This window comes from Natronobeatus ordinarius (assembly GCF_024362485.1).
Taxonomy (GTDB): domain Archaea; phylum Halobacteriota; class Halobacteria; order Halobacteriales; family Natrialbaceae; genus Natronobeatus; species Natronobeatus ordinarius.
In genome coordinates this window covers 345,664-358,844 of sequence record NZ_CP101456.1, presented here as the reverse complement: position 1 = coordinate 358,844, position 13,181 = coordinate 345,664, and the positions used below count along the sequence as shown (strand labels likewise).

The following is a 13,181-nucleotide window of genomic DNA, read 5'->3' as shown; positions in this document are numbered from 1 at the left end:
CACCGACTCACTCGGCGAGCGCCTCGAACGTTTTCTCCGCCCACTTGATCGCGTACTCGGGTCCGTGATCGCGGTAGGCGTCGGTCTCGAGCGCCGCGAACGGGGCCGGGAGTTCGATGGCGTGTTTGATCGCCGCACAGGCGAGTTCGGTGGCGTCGGCGAAATCCGTCTCGCCGCGCGCGACAGCTCCAGGGAGGCCCGAGACGCGATCTTCGAGTCGCGCCCCCGCGTCCTGCCACGCGTCGGCGAGTTCGGGGTGGTCGTCGTGCCACGTCGTAAACGCCTCACGAGTCGACAGCCCCGTCCAGCCGTCGTACAGCGCGGCGGCGATCTGGTACGTACCGTTGGGATCGAGCGCCACCGCTGCGTCGAGCTCGCGGTATCCCTCCTCGAAGAAGCCGAGGAAGTGTTCCGGGATCTCGAGGCCGACCTCGACGAGCGCCTCCGCGAGGAGGAAGTCGATGAACGACTCGGGCGATCCCTGGATCCGAGGTTTTACTAACAGGACAGGCGGGTCGGTCTGACGCGTCCAGACGACGCTGCCGTCACCCGGCATTCCGATGGTGAAGTCACCGCTCGCGTACCGCTGGAGGAGCGTCGGGGCATCCGATGGGAGCCACGACGCCGGGTAACTCGCCGGTTCGAGCGCGTCGACGACGAGTCCGAGGTCCTCGGCTTCCGCCGGCGGGAGCGTCTCGAAGTCCCGCGTGCAGTCGAAGACGAGGACGTCGGGGGTGTACTCGGCACGGACGGCCTCGACCGGGCCCGAAATCTCCCGGGACTCGAACATCAGACGAAGAGGTTCTGAACGATCGCCAGAATCGCCAGCAGCGCCGACGCACCGAGCGTTGCGAGGACGACCTTGGTTGCAGTGCTCATACTCGAGAGCTATCGGCCGGATCGCTTAAATCCATCCTTCTCCCGATCGCTCGCCCGTGATGCACCGCCACGTTCCAGAACCAGCGACCACCATTTCAGGTGGAAGAGGATCGAGGACAGATCGGTGTGTCAGGGACTAACGAGGGAGTTCTGGAGGGGAAATAACAGGGTTCTTTGCAGAGAGAGCTACTACTCGAGTGCTGAACCCGGAGTGACCGTCACTCACCGTCGCGCCAGGAATCTGGGACTTCGATGACGTACCGACCGTCCTCTTGCAAGGAGACGATGTGTTCTTCGCGATTGTAGAGCTCCATCAGATTGAGTTCGTACTCCCCGGGACGGACGATTTTGATGCTCTCGAACTGCTCGTTGAGTTCCTCACGAAGTTCCTCGAGCGACGGTCGGTCACCGGAGGGTTCGCTGATGACGCGTCCGTGTTCCGGTGGCTCGTGCTCGTGTTCGTTCGTCGCTGAACCGCGTTCACTCGTCGCTGAACCGCGTTCACTCGTCGCTGAACCGCGTTCACTCGTCGCTGAACCGCGTTCACTCGTCGCTGAACCGCGTTCACTCGTCGCTGAACCGCGTTCACTCGTCGCTGAACCGCGTTCACTCGTCGCTGAACCGCGTTCGCGTTCCGGTGGCTCGTGTGCGCGTTCCGGTGCAGCCGGCAGTTCGTCTGGAGCAACGACCGAACTACGGGCGTCCGCCTGCGCCGTGTCCTCGGTGCCGTCGTCGGCGACCTCCGCCGCGTCGGTCCGTGGCTGGGGCGCCGTCGACTGGTCGGCGTCGCTCGAGGAACGGTCTTCGGGTCGGCGAGCGCTGTCCGGCCACTCCGAAAACCCGTCGAACGGTGCCGACTCGGTGGCGGTCTCGGCCGGGGGCCACGAGAGGTCATCCGAACGGGCACTCGAGTCGGGATCGGGCGCGCCAGTGGTTGCACTCGACACCCAGTCGGGAACGCCGTCCGACTCTCGGGAGCGGCTGTCGTCGGTCGATCCGTCCCCGGAGGCGGTGTCACCCGTTTCCCCGTCACTGGGCACGAACTGGAACTTGTTGCCACCACAGTCTGGACAGCCCGAGAGCATCTCCTTCGAGCCATCTGCGAACGTCCGACCGCAGGTCGTACACTGGTGGGGCATCAGTTTCTAGACACGAACGCGCTGATGAGCGTCTCGTCCTTGTGGAGCGTCTCGATTCGGTTGGCCGGCCCGATCACGGTCAGTTTGGCACTCGAGTCGTCACTCCCCATCAGCCGTCCGAGTAGCGACGAGTCACCCGAACCGGACTTCGGATAGGTCTCGATTTCGATGCCGTTGAACTCGTCGGGGCTGATCTCGCTCATCGTCACCTCGATGAGTTTACTCTCCTCGTCGGGAGTGAGCCCCTCCTCGAGGATAACGATCTTCCCTTCGTGAACCCCGTCGAGAATCATTCGGATCTTCTCCATCGTGGCCAGTTCGTCCATCCGCTGGCCGCTGATGAGGTCGATCTGGATCCCGTCACCGTCGTCCTTCCCTGTGGCTTCCGGCATCATATCACCCGAAGTACTCCGCGATGTTGTCGTACACTTCGTCCATGTTGTCCCCCTCCTTGGCAGAGAGCGGGACAGTCTTGTGCTGGGGGAAGGCGTCCTCGATCCGTTTGACGCTCGACTCCGGTAAGTCGATCTTGTTCGCGAAGATGAGTACCGGGAGGTCGCGGGATTCGATGATCCCGATCAACATCGTGTTAACCTGCGTGATGGGGTCTTCGGCACTGTCGAGAACGTAGATGACGCCGTCGACGTCTTCACGAAGCCAGTGCATCGCTTCGGCGACCCCTTCGGTCGCCTCACGTGACCGACGGATGGCGTCGTCTTTTTCCATCTCGTCGGTGAACTCCTCGTAGTCGACTTTCGTTGTCACACCCGGCGTGTCGACGATGTCGATCGTGACCGACTTGCCGTTCCGTTCGATCTCGACGTTTTCCTTTCGTCGGGCCCGGCGCGTCTCGTGTGCGATGTGACTTTCCTTCCCGATCGCATCGCCGGTCCAGTCTCGAGCGATACGATTCGCTAACGTCGTCTTCCCTGCGTTGGGCGGCCCGTAGATTCCGATCCGCTTCGGTTCCTGATCCGAGAACAGGCGATCCGTAACGCGGGAAATGCTATCTTTGAGTCCTGTAAACAGTCCCATCCTTGGGGTCCTCCGGCACCACGGGGTGCTGTATGAGCGTAGTACTGCGCTCGATTCACTTAAGCCTACGTCAGACGTGTTTAATAACCAATAGTACGGAATTATCGGTCGGAGGGATAGAAACGAGAAGCAGTCACTCGAGCGAACTGTACGATCATCGTGAACGAATATCGAACGTTAATGCATCCAAGAAACGAGATCGCTACGTCGGACGGGGTGTCGAAGTTGACCGACACCGGCTGCAAACGAAACGAAAAACCGTCCAAACGAAACGGAGGCACAGTGGAACCGGTACGCATAGTGATGTGGTAGTGTATCAGGGTGGTTGAGTATGTGGAGTTAATATGCTACTAGGTATCTCGCGTAGACCCCCACCCCTCCATTTCGACTGGAAACCGAGAACGGTGTCCGGGTGATCGTGGCGAAGTTGGGGCGTTCACGACGCCTTGAGGGCTCAGTTTCGACTCGAGGAGCGACGAGAAGCCGCAGAAGCAGAGAATTCAGTGGTTACGACTGTTCTAGTAACTCAGAGCTTAAAAAGCGATATTTCTAGTAAAGCCTAGTAACTAAAATCGAATCTTCTAGGAAATTGGTTTTTCTGCTAGGACTGCGGATACTGTTTCTACCCTATCTACTTGAATCTTCCCGTCCTAGAATCCATCCCCCACCCGGTCCCTCTCTCGGGAGGTTCCAGTAGAAACGAAGGGGTGGGGGGCGTGGAGCGTCTAGTGATAACTCATGTCGTGGGCATCACTACCGCGTCACCGTCGCGTCACTGCCGTAAGTATAGCCATCACGAATATTGCTATCGCGGAAGCAATCATCATGCGGAATGAGCTTCGACACGTGAGCCGATCGTTCACTCACCACGGCTTACTCACTCACCACCACTCGTCACGAACGCACCACTCGTCACGAACGCACCACTCGTCACGAACGCACCACTCGTCACGAACGCACCACTCGTCACGAACGCACCACTCGTCACGAACGCACCACTCGTCACGAACGCACCACTCGTCACGAACGCACCACTCGTCACGAACGCACCACTCGAGGCGACGGGCGTACACCAACGACGAACGTACGCCAACCACCAGCCGACCTCCTTCAGCTGTAACCTCCTTTCGACTTCCGCCAGCCACTTCGAACACATCGAGACTGTGTTCGATGAGCCTATCCACGTCTCCCTTTCGGCTCCGTGTCCCGCCAATGTCTCTCAATGGCATCTGAAGCGAGTTCTACTGGACGACTGGTTGTTCACAGCGTGACTGCCAACTCTCTAAATACTGGAAACCTACCGGTTAACTCTACCTGCTGTCTCAACTCTACCGGATTACCGCGTACGCGCAAACCACAGTACGTAATCTCACAACTCATTCTACACCCTTCCAATCTTCTCTCCTACTCACCGTCTCCATCGACTTCTCCCAGTCTTCACACCGGTCACGTTTTCTGACGTTCAGTGACACCGGCCACTCGAGTGCTCGGTGCCCGAGTCGTTCCACGGTGGTCGGAACCCGCCCAGTCGACCGGAAATTGCCCGCCGTCTCTTATCGGGTTGTTGTCGATTCGAGGGCCTCCGTTCACCTCGAGTGAGACGATCGATTCTCGAGTTGAAACTGGCATGTCTCGCACTTCCACACCCCCATATTTTGCCACTTCCCATTCGAGCTGATTACTGCTAATCGACTGACTGCAGCGTGGAAACCCACGGCTCACTCGAGTATGCTGACCATCTGTGATCACTGAAGGGAAGAATTTAATACCGATGTGTTCCTCTGCTTCGCTTGCATCAACTGGACTCGGGAACTGTCGACGGAGACATATACTGACCGTAACGAGACTGAAAGAGGCCGAAATCGACCTCTCGAGTCGGTATTCCACGGGAAACGAAGGGGTGCGTGTACGACGGATGTCTGACGAAAACTCACAGCGGGCGGGTTCGAGTCGAGAGATCGACCTCGATTCTCCCCACGGATTCGCCACAGGTGCCGAGGAGGCTGACGACGACTCGAGCCAGGGGCTGTTCGAGGAGAACTCCAACCAGGGGTTGTTCGACGACCTGCTGAGCGGCGAGCCGATCTTCGAAAACAAGGAAGTGCTCCGTCCGTCCTACACCCCACACGAACTCCCCCACCGAAACGACCAGATCAACAAGATGGCGACGATTCTGGTCGCCGCACTCCGCGGGGAGACGCCGTCGAACATCCTCATCTACGGGAAGACCGGAACGGGAAAGACGGCGAGCGCGAAGTTCGTCAGCAAGGAACTCGAGACCACCTCCACGAAGTACCGGGTTCCGTGTGACGTCGAGTACATCAACTGCGAGGTAACCGACACGCAGTACCGCGTGCTCGCCCAGCTCGCGAACAAGTTCATCGAGGAGAACGAACGGGTGATCGACGACCGAATCGCCTCGCTCGAATCGCTTCTCAAGGCGGTCGAGGCGTACGAAACGTCCGTCGACGACGACGCAGATCGCGCCACCGACGAGCCTTCGACCTCGGCCGACGACGCGAGCCCGTTCGAGTTCGGTGACGGACCGTCCTCGAGTTCGACTTCCACTGTTTCACGTGGCGATGACAGTCCATCGCAGTCGTCTGATTCTCCAGTCGAAACAAAGGGGTCTGGATCGGACGGTCGAGCAGCGGGAGTGGCCGGTGAGGAGTCGCCAGTCGACTCGAGGCCGGAGGATACCAACCCGCTCGCGGAGACGCCGTTCTCGTCGGTCGCCGAGGTGGACGCGCAGATCGAGCGTCTCGAGGACGACCGAGACTCCTTCGAGGAGGTGCCGATGACCGGCTGGCCGACCGATCGCGTTTACAGCGTCTTCTTCGAGGCCGTCGACTACTCAGAGCGCGTGGTCGTGATCATGCTCGACGAGATCGACAAACTCGTCGAGAAGTCGGGTGACGACACGCTCTACAACCTCTCGCGGATGAACTCGGAGCTGCAGAACTCGCGAGTGTCGATCATCGGCATCAGCAACGACCTCAAGTTCACGGACTTTCTCGACCCGCGCGTCAAGTCGAGTCTCGGCGAGGAGGAGATCGTCTTCCCGCCATACGACGCGAACCAGCTACGGGACATCCTCCAGCACCGATCGGAAGTGGCGTTCGAGGAGGGGGCCCTCTCGCCGGACGTCATCCCGCTGTGTGCCGCCTTCGCGGCCCAGGAACACGGCGACGCCCGGCGCGCGCTCGACCTCCTCAGAACCGCGGGCGAACTGGCCGAACGTTCCCAGTCGGAGACGGTCGTCGAAGAACACGTTCGCCAGGCCCAGGACAAGATCGAACTCGACCGCGTCGTCGAGGTCGTCCGGACGCTCCCCACCCAGAGCAAGCTCGTCCTCTTTTCGATCATCCTGCTCGAGAAAAACGGCGTTCACAGCATCAACACGGGTGAGGTGTACAACATCTACAAACGGCTCTGTGAGGAGATCGACGCCGACGTCCTCACCCAGCGTCGCGTAACCGACCTCATCAGCGAACTCGACATGCTCGGCATCGTCAACGCCGTCGTCGTCTCGAAGGGACGCTACGGTCGGACCAAGGAGATCAGCCTCTCGGTGCCGCTCGAGGACACCGAGGTCGTCCTTCTCTCCGACTCTCGGCTCTCGGAGATCGACGACGTGCAGCCGTTCGTCCAGGCCCGGTTCGACAACTGACCAGTCGTTCGACGACGGAACGACCGACCGTTCCACTCGAAACGGTCCCCTGCTCCGGTTTCGAGTCAGTGACTTCGGATCGACGATCAGAACGTCGCCGTGACGTTACCGTCCTCGTCGAGGTCGACGATGCCGTCGAAGAGCGAGCGGAAGTCGTCGACGACGTCGGCGTCGTGCACCTCCTCGGAGAGGTGGAAGAGACCGATCGCGTCGTGCTCTGCGAGCAGCGTCAGCAGCCGTTCGGTCGCCTCGAGTGCGTCTTCTTCGCCGGCGTAGTAGGCCAGTTCGGTGACCGAGTCGAAGCTGATGCGGAGTTTGCCGTCGTGTCGCTCGAGGAAGCGCCGGACCTGTTCGACGATGCCGTCGACGTCGTCCGGTGCGGCGACGTAGTGGACGTGATCGCTCGTGCGCCGGGAGTAGCCGCGCTCGATACTGAGAGTGTCGAGGATCTCGGCGCGCGATTCGTCGACGTCGTAATACTCGAGTTTCTGTTTGACCTCGCGGGCGGTGGTTCGCGTGGAGACGACGAAGAAGCGGTCGGTGTCGGTCTTCAGAAAGTCGGTGTCCATGCGGTCCGTTTCGCCCGTACTCGGGTGCAACAAGAGAATCCCCGTCCCCCCGGGTACCGTTTCGGGCGTCCCATCGATCTCGAGCGAATACTCCATATTGAACGCAACAAGTTCTGGAACCAACTTAAGAGTGCGGGTGTCTGCTCGACTCGATCGTCGCGCGCGGTTCGACCACACTCGAGCGATTTCGACGGCAACCGAACGATCATCCGACTCGTACTATCCCGTCGCCCAGTGACGACCAGCCGTCTCAGACGTTCTCCTGCCGGAGGATGATCCACATTGAGACGCCCGAGACGAGCAGGATAACGAACGCGGGGACGGCGGCGTGGCTCATATAGGCCGCCTGTTCGGCCCGCCAGATGTGGGTGACGAGGGTGTCGAAGCCGGTGGGTCTGAGCAGGAGCGTCGCGGGGAGTTCTTTCATCGTCGTCAGGAAGACCAGCGCGGCGCCCGCGACGATCCCCGGGGCGATGATCGGGAGCGTAACCGATCGGAAGGTCTCGAGCGACCCTCGACCGAGAGTCCGGGAGGCTTCGGTGAGCCTCGGGTTGACCTGCAGGACCGAGGTTCGCGTGCTCCCGACGGACTGGGGGATGAAACGGACGACGTAGGCGAACACGAGCAGCGGGATCGACGGGAAGAGCCACGCGGCGTAGTTCGCGCCGAAGAAGACGAGTGCGAGGCCGATGACGATCCCCGGGACGGCGTAGCCGACGTACGTCGCCCGTTCGAAGAGGTGGCCAGCAAGCGTGTCGTACCGGGCGGCCAGGTACGCGACCGGCAGCGCCGCCAGGGCGGCGACGGCCGCCGCCGCAGTCGATACGGCGGCCGAGTTGAACGCGTACTCGAGCCGGAACCGGTAGGCGTCGACCTCGCTCGCCGCGCCGGTGATCAGCCACGACGCGAAGACGAACACCGGCAGGACGAGCGTTGCGATCGCCACGAGTGCGCAGAAGGCGGTCGCGGGCCAGCGCCACCGCCCGAGTTCGACGACGTTCGTGCTGCCGCTCCCGCCCCCTGATCCGGTGTAGAGTCGTTCACGACCGCGAACGCGTGACTCGAGAGCGAGGATGAAGACGGTTACGACGATCAGCTGGATCGAGAGCATGGCGGCGTAATCGAGGTTCCAGCCGCGGTACTCGACGTAGATCTGGCGGGTGAAGACGTCGAGGCGCATGAACGCGGGCGTCCCGAAGTCCGAGATCGCATAAAGCGCGACGAGCAGCGCGCCGGCGGTGATCGCGGGCCGGATCTGGGGGAGCGTTACGCGCCGAAACGTCTCGCGGTAGCCGTGCTCGAGCGTCCGAGCGGCGTCGACGAGCGTCTTGTCGAAGGTCTTCAGCGCCGCGCGCGTGGTGAGGTAGACGTACGGGTAGGTGTAGAGGGTGATGACGAGGATCGCCCCACCGAGGCCGTAGATCTCGGGCAGGGAGGTGACGCCGAACGGCTCGAGCAGCGACTGCAGTCGGCCGTGCGGTCCGAAGACGTCGAGGTACGCGAGCGCCCCGAGGTAGCTCGGGATCGCGAGCGGGAGGGCGACGACGACCGTCCAGAACCGCGAGAAAGGCAGGTCGGTCCGGACGGTGAGCCAGGCGAGGGGGACGCCGATCAACACTGAGAGGATCGTTACGCCGGCCATCAACGCCAGGCTGTTGGCGACGATCTCGAGCGAGCGCGGCCTGATCAGAATGTCGACGGCGCGGCCGGGGTCGACCTCCGCGGCCCGAACGAAGATCCAGAGCAGCGGCATCGCAATCAAGGCGGCGACGGCGCCGCTCAGGAGCGTGAGTCCGAGCGCGTGGTCGGCCCGTCCGAGGGCTGTCGGCGTTCGTTCCGAGGTCGGCCGGCTGTCGCTCACGGGTGATCGTATCGAACGCGAAGGTTTAGGCCTTCCTAAATCAGAGGACGCCGGTCTCCCGGAGGAGGTCGCTCGCGGGGTCGACGTCGGCGAGGTCGTTCAGGTCGAACGTCGGCGGGTTGAGCTCGTCTGGACCCGGCATGTCGCCGGTGTACTCGACACCGTCGACGACCGGATACTCGGCGTTGAGTTCGACGAACAGCTCCTGAACCCCCTCGGCGAGGAACTCTTCGACAACCTCCCGGGCGAGGTCGACGTCGTCCGCCGTGTCGACGAGGGCGACCCCGGAGACGTTGAACAGCGCGCCGACGTCACCGTTGGTGAACGTGACGTTGATCGGCGCATCGGGGTCGTCCTCGAGCAGCCGGCCGACGTAGTAGTGGTTGACGAAGCCGACCGAGAGCTCGCCGTTCGCGATCTGCTGTGGGGTGGTCATCCCGCCCTCGTTGTTCGTGATGCCGAGCGCCTGGAGCCCCTCGACCCACTCGCGGGTGGCGTCCTCGCCGTACTCGATCATCATGGCACGCATGAATGAGAGGAACGAACCGGAGTCAACGCGCCAGCCTAGCTCACCGTCGAAGCGGTCGTCCTCCGCGTAGGCGAAGATGTCGTTCGGCAGCTCTTCGGCGGCCCAGCGATCGGTGTTGTACGCGATCGCCCGCGTGCGCCCGGAAACGCCGACCCACGTCCCGTCGGGATCGCGGTACGCTTCGGGGACTGCGTCGACAGCGGCGTCCGAGAGGTCGGCGGTTCGGCCTTCGGCCTTGAGCGCGCCGAGCGTCCCCGAGTCCTGCGTGTAGAAGAGGTCGGCGCCGCTGCCCTCGCCCGCCTCGACGATCTCGCCGACCATCCCCTCGGAACTCCCGTACCGGTCGGCGATCGTTATCTCGAGGCGATCCTCGACCTCACGGAAGATTGGCTCGATCTGGTCTTCCGTTCGACCGGAGAAGATCGTGAGATCTGCGTCGTTCCCGCCGAAACAGCCCGCGAGCGCCGCGCTCGAGACCGTGAGTCCCGTCGCCGCGAGAAACCGTCGTCTGCCGATCGACCCCCGACTCTGGGGCTCGTCTCCGTGTCTAAGTCCCATATCTAGTTTAGGCCAACCTAAAACACAAATAGCTTCCGATTTTGGCCGGCCTAAAACCCTCGAGACGTGCTTCAGTTGCCGGCCTAAAGAGCGTTCTGGTGGCCACCCTCGAACGGCGACGACGGTGTGAGCAGACGGGTTCGACGCACCCGATACGAACCGAACCTGAAGCGAACTACGAACCTGTTCAGTTTAGTGGCGTGCACGCGTGCCCTCGTCCATGAGCGTTCGCGAGGAGTTCGACGCCTGGGCAGCAGAGGGCAGGGACCGAGGGATGGAAGCACGCCACTGGCACACGGCGAAGCACGCGCTCGCCCGGATGCCGGTCGAACCCGGGGACGTCGTCCTCGACCTTGGCTGTGGCAGCGGCTACGCCGGGCGTGCGCTTCGGGACACCGCCGACGCGGGGCGAGTCTACGGCCTCGACGGCGCGCCGGAGATGGCCCGCAACGCCGCCAGTTACACCGACGACCCGCAGGTTGGCTACGTCGTCGGCGACTTCGGCCACCTGCCGTTCGCCGACGACTCGATCGACCACGTCTGGTCGATGGAGGCGTTCTACTACGCCGCCGACCCCCACGAGACGCTCGAGGAGATCGCCCGCGTCCTCCGTTCTGGCGGCACGTTCTACTGTGCGGTCAACTACTACGAGGAGAACGTCCACTCCCACGGGTGGCAGGACAAGATCTCCGTGGAGATGACTCGCTGGAGCCACGCGGAGTACCGCGAGGCGTTTCGTGAAGCGGGCCTGTACGTCGCCGAACAGGACCGTATCCCGGACCTCGAGACCGAGATCCCCGACGAGTCGGCGTTTCCCACCGACGAGTGGGACACCCGCGAGGCGATGGTCGAACGCTACCGCGAGTTCGGGACGCTGCTCACCGTCGGCGTCGCGCCGTAGGCGGACCCGTCCTCCGTCTCCACCAGTACCCACTTCCGACTCGCTCGCGAACCGTTCACCATGCGAGACGACCACGACGAGGCCGACCTCACCGACGACGGCGTTCGCGTGTGGCTCGTCGAGCGGACGTACTCCGACGACGAGCAGAACCTCATCATCCTCACCTACGCCACCACAGATGGTCGGCGCTACTTCCGCAAAGAGCGGGCGCTCACCTCCTTTACCGACGCCCGGGAGACGACCGCAGCGGTCGACGCCGATCCGGAGAATCTCGGTACGGTCGACGACCCTGAGGTACGCGACCAGTACGCCGCCGAAGCCCAACGAATGGCAAACGACCACGATCCCGACGACGTCATCTGATCACCCGCCGGAGCCGAACCGGTACCCGTCCTGTTATTCCACGCGCTCGCCCGCCGGAATCGCCACCTCGAGCCAGTTCTCCTCGGGCGGCTTCGGGCAGTCGAACGTCTCGCTGTAGGCACAGAAGGGCGAATACGCGAGGTTCAGATCGAGGACGATCTCATCGCCGATCTCCAGGTCGCGGTCGGCCTCAAGTTCCATGTACCGCCCGCCCTCGTAGGTTTGCTGGCCGGTCGTCTTGTCCCGGAACGGGACGAAGAGCGGTTCGTCGCCGCCGGGTCGCTGCTGGTAGGCGTGGAGCTCGTAGGTGCCGTCCGCGAGATCGTCGTCGTCTCGCTCGAGGTCGAAGGTGAGCGTCGCCACCCGCAGGTATCGTACCTCTCGCCCGGCGGTGGTCGCCATCGGCACGGGATCGGCCTCCGGGTCGTCGTGGACCGTCACGGTTGCGCTCACGCGGTAGGCCGGGTCGGGATCGAAGTAGGCGAGTCCGTCGAACGCCTCGCGCTCTTCGGGCGGGATCGGCGACTGCGGGTGCTCGTCGAAAAAGCGGTCTTTCTCCGCGCGTTTGTCCTCGAGTTCGGTCGCCCAGGTGTCGGCGTCGAACGGATCGGTCATGGTAGGGTTAGCTCCCAGGACGGGGAATGGGTTGTGGTTTCCGGCGGCTGGACGGCGTTCCGTTCGCCAGTCGAGTTCTCGAGTAGTCCGCTCGACGACATGACCTGGCGATATAAGTATCAGGACTCGAACTGGACACACGATGGTCCCGACGATCACCGCCTTCCGGGAGGCGATCGCTACCTTGCGACGGGCGCCCGCTGCGGTGGGATACGCGTTCGTCGGTGGCCTCCTCGCGGCCGGTGTGGCGATGGTCGGCATTGCCGGCGTGTCGGCCGTCGGCTACCTCGCGGTCGGCGTCTTGGTGGGTCCGCTGGTCGTCCCTGTCTGGCTCGTCGCCCTCGGAACGGCGCTCTTCGTGGCGTATCTCGGCGCGGTGTTGCTGTGTTGTCTCGGCATCTGGGTCTGCTCGAGGGCGGCGGCGATCCACGTGATTGGCCGTCGGCTCCGCGAGGAGCAGCCGGCGACGGCCGAGGCGGTCGTCGACGCCTGGAGACCGCTGTTCCGATGGGCGGCTCTGCGGTGGCTCTCCCTCGGGTACGTCGGTCGGTATCTCCCGGGAGTTGCCCGCTGGTCCCGGTGGGACCTCGTTGACACGACGTCGCACGGCACGTGGCGTCGACGCGTTACGTTTCTCCCGCACGCGCTCGTGCTCGAAGACGAGGGCGACGTGGAGTCGGCGGTCGCAAGGAGCCGAACCCGCGTCGACGCGGCCGGATGCGTTCCGCGTCTGTTCGTCGTCACGCTTCCAGTCTTCGCCGCGCTCGCGGTGGCGACGTTCGTCGGATTCCTCACCGCCGGTAGCCAGTACGACAGCGCGGTGTTGGTCTCCATCGGCGTCTACTCGCTGGTCGGCGTTCCCGTCCTCGGCGTGATTACGGCATCGACGTTCGATCTGGCGGTTCGAACGCGGCGATACGTCGAACTCGACGACGTCGTCGACGTCGATTCGCGGGACGACGGCGGCGTGGTGACCGCTCGAGTGGCCCACCGCCGCGGCGATCGGAGTGTGGAGAGCGACCGGTGAGCGACTCGCCGCTTCGAACGAGTGTTTATAACAGA

General features: G+C 63.0%; 14 protein-coding genes. 4 read left to right on the top strand and 10 right to left on the bottom strand.

The annotated features are described in order from the left end of the window. Nucleotides 1-7 precede the first annotated feature (7 nt). The 6 genes from NMQ09_RS01900 to NMQ09_RS01880 all read right to left on the bottom strand — a co-directional run bounded on the left by NMQ09_RS01900 (nt 8) and on the right by NMQ09_RS01880 (nt 4,095). The gene (locus NMQ09_RS01900; protein ID WP_255192763.1) at nt 8-790 is read right to left on the bottom strand and encodes a DUF7089 family protein; all 783 of its coding nucleotides are present in this window, start codon (nt 788-790) and stop codon (nt 8-10) included. After that, nucleotides 790-879 (bottom strand): hypothetical protein, encoded by a 90-nt coding sequence (locus NMQ09_RS21130; RefSeq protein ID WP_425607251.1) that lies wholly within the window; start codon nt 877-879, stop codon nt 790-792. The genes NMQ09_RS01900 and NMQ09_RS21130 overlap by 1 nt, the downstream gene beginning before the upstream one ends. A 218-nt stretch (nt 880-1,097) precedes the next feature. Then, nucleotides 1,098-2,018 (bottom strand): OapC/ArvC family zinc-ribbon domain-containing protein, encoded by a 921-nt coding sequence (locus tag NMQ09_RS01895; RefSeq protein ID WP_255192762.1) that lies wholly within the window; start codon nt 2,016-2,018, stop codon nt 1,098-1,100. Beyond that, nucleotides 2,018-2,410, bottom strand: a complete 393-nt coding sequence (locus NMQ09_RS01890) for a DUF2073 domain-containing protein (RefSeq protein WP_255194541.1) — start codon at nt 2,408-2,410, stop codon at nt 2,018-2,020. Before NMQ09_RS01890 ends, NMQ09_RS01895 begins: the two co-directional genes overlap by 1 nt. A gap of 4 nt (nt 2,411-2,414) precedes the next feature. Beyond that, nucleotides 2,415-3,053: an Era-like GTP-binding protein gene (locus tag NMQ09_RS01885; RefSeq protein ID WP_255192761.1), complete on the bottom strand. Its 639-nt coding sequence runs from the start codon at nt 3,051-3,053 to the stop codon at nt 2,415-2,417. A gap of 877 nt (nt 3,054-3,930) precedes the next feature. Further along, nucleotides 3,931-4,095 (bottom strand): hypothetical protein, encoded by a 165-nt coding sequence (locus NMQ09_RS01880; protein ID WP_255192760.1) that lies wholly within the window; start codon nt 4,093-4,095, stop codon nt 3,931-3,933. A gap of 873 nt (nt 4,096-4,968) precedes the next feature. Here NMQ09_RS01880 and NMQ09_RS01875 point away from each other — a divergent pair. Then, nucleotides 4,969-6,723 (top strand): Cdc6/Cdc18 family protein, encoded by a 1,755-nt coding sequence (locus NMQ09_RS01875; protein ID WP_255192759.1) that lies wholly within the window; start codon nt 4,969-4,971, stop codon nt 6,721-6,723. Between the two features lie 86 nt (nt 6,724-6,809). On the opposite strand, the gene NMQ09_RS01870 is transcribed toward NMQ09_RS01875, so the two are convergent. From NMQ09_RS01870 to NMQ09_RS01860, 3 genes are all read right to left on the bottom strand, one after another. Beyond that, entirely contained in the window at nt 6,810-7,388 is a 579-nt protein-coding gene (locus NMQ09_RS01870) for a DUF7090 family protein (protein ID WP_255192758.1), read from the bottom strand. 154 nt (nt 7,389-7,542) lie between these two features. Next, the gene (locus tag NMQ09_RS01865) at nt 7,543-9,045 is read right to left on the bottom strand and encodes an ABC transporter permease (protein ID WP_255194540.1); all 1,503 of its coding nucleotides are present in this window, start codon (nt 9,043-9,045) and stop codon (nt 7,543-7,545) included. A 148-nt stretch (nt 9,046-9,193) separates the two neighbouring features. Next, nucleotides 9,194-10,240, bottom strand: a complete 1,047-nt coding sequence (locus NMQ09_RS01860) for an ABC transporter substrate-binding protein (RefSeq protein ID WP_255192757.1) — start codon at nt 10,238-10,240, stop codon at nt 9,194-9,196. 220 nt (nt 10,241-10,460) lie between these two features. Here NMQ09_RS01860 and NMQ09_RS01855 point away from each other — a divergent pair, with 220 nt between their 5' ends. After that, nucleotides 10,461-11,141 carry a class I SAM-dependent methyltransferase gene (locus tag NMQ09_RS01855; RefSeq protein ID WP_255192756.1) on the top strand — a complete coding sequence of 227 codons (681 nt, stop codon included), beginning with the start codon at nt 10,461-10,463 and terminating at the stop codon, nt 11,139-11,141. 60 nt (nt 11,142-11,201) lie between these two features. After that, the gene (locus NMQ09_RS01850; RefSeq protein ID WP_255192755.1) at nt 11,202-11,504 is read left to right on the top strand and encodes a DUF7967 family protein; all 303 of its coding nucleotides are present in this window, start codon (nt 11,202-11,204) and stop codon (nt 11,502-11,504) included. A gap of 33 nt (nt 11,505-11,537) precedes the next feature. On the opposite strand, the gene NMQ09_RS01845 is transcribed toward NMQ09_RS01850, so the two are convergent. Next, nucleotides 11,538-12,119, bottom strand: a complete 582-nt coding sequence (locus tag NMQ09_RS01845) for a DUF1684 domain-containing protein (RefSeq protein ID WP_255192754.1) — start codon at nt 12,117-12,119, stop codon at nt 11,538-11,540. A gap of 142 nt (nt 12,120-12,261) precedes the next feature. Between NMQ09_RS01845 and NMQ09_RS01840 the strand changes: the two genes are divergently transcribed. After that, on the top strand, nt 12,262-13,146 hold the full coding sequence (locus NMQ09_RS01840; RefSeq protein WP_255192753.1) for a hypothetical protein: 885 nt from the start codon (nt 12,262-12,264) through the stop codon (nt 13,144-13,146). The last annotated feature ends 35 nt before the right edge of the window (nt 13,147-13,181 follow it).

Coding starts and splice junctions, on each gene's coding strand:
- NMQ09_RS01900 (WP_255192763.1), bottom strand. CDS start 790: ATGTTCGAGTCCCGGGAGATTTCGGGCCCGGTCGAGGCCGTCCGTGCC.
- NMQ09_RS21130 (WP_425607251.1), bottom strand. CDS start 879: ATGAGCACTGCAACCAAGGTCGTCCTCGCAACGCTCGGTGCGTCGGCG.
- NMQ09_RS01895 (WP_255192762.1), bottom strand. CDS start 2,018: ATGCCCCACCAGTGTACGACCTGCGGTCGGACGTTCGCAGATGGCTCG.
- NMQ09_RS01890 (WP_255194541.1), bottom strand. CDS start 2,410: ATGCCGGAAGCCACAGGGAAGGACGACGGTGACGGGATCCAGATCGAC.
- NMQ09_RS01885 (WP_255192761.1), bottom strand. CDS start 3,053: ATGGGACTGTTTACAGGACTCAAAGATAGCATTTCCCGCGTTACGGAT.
- NMQ09_RS01875 (WP_255192759.1), top strand. CDS start 4,969: ATGTCTGACGAAAACTCACAGCGGGCGGGTTCGAGTCGAGAGATCGAC.
- NMQ09_RS01870 (WP_255192758.1), bottom strand. CDS start 7,388: ATGGAGTATTCGCTCGAGATCGATGGGACGCCCGAAACGGTACCCGGG.
- NMQ09_RS01865 (WP_255194540.1), bottom strand. CDS start 9,045: ATGCCGCTGCTCTGGATCTTCGTTCGGGCCGCGGAGGTCGACCCCGGC.
- NMQ09_RS01860 (WP_255192757.1), bottom strand. CDS start 10,240: ATGGGACTTAGACACGGAGACGAGCCCCAGAGTCGGGGGTCGATCGGC.
- NMQ09_RS01855 (WP_255192756.1), top strand. CDS start 10,461: ATGAGCGTTCGCGAGGAGTTCGACGCCTGGGCAGCAGAGGGCAGGGAC.
- NMQ09_RS01850 (WP_255192755.1), top strand. CDS start 11,202: ATGCGAGACGACCACGACGAGGCCGACCTCACCGACGACGGCGTTCGC.
- NMQ09_RS01845 (WP_255192754.1), bottom strand. CDS start 12,119: ATGACCGATCCGTTCGACGCCGACACCTGGGCGACCGAACTCGAGGAC.
- NMQ09_RS01840 (WP_255192753.1), top strand. CDS start 12,262: ATGGTCCCGACGATCACCGCCTTCCGGGAGGCGATCGCTACCTTGCGA.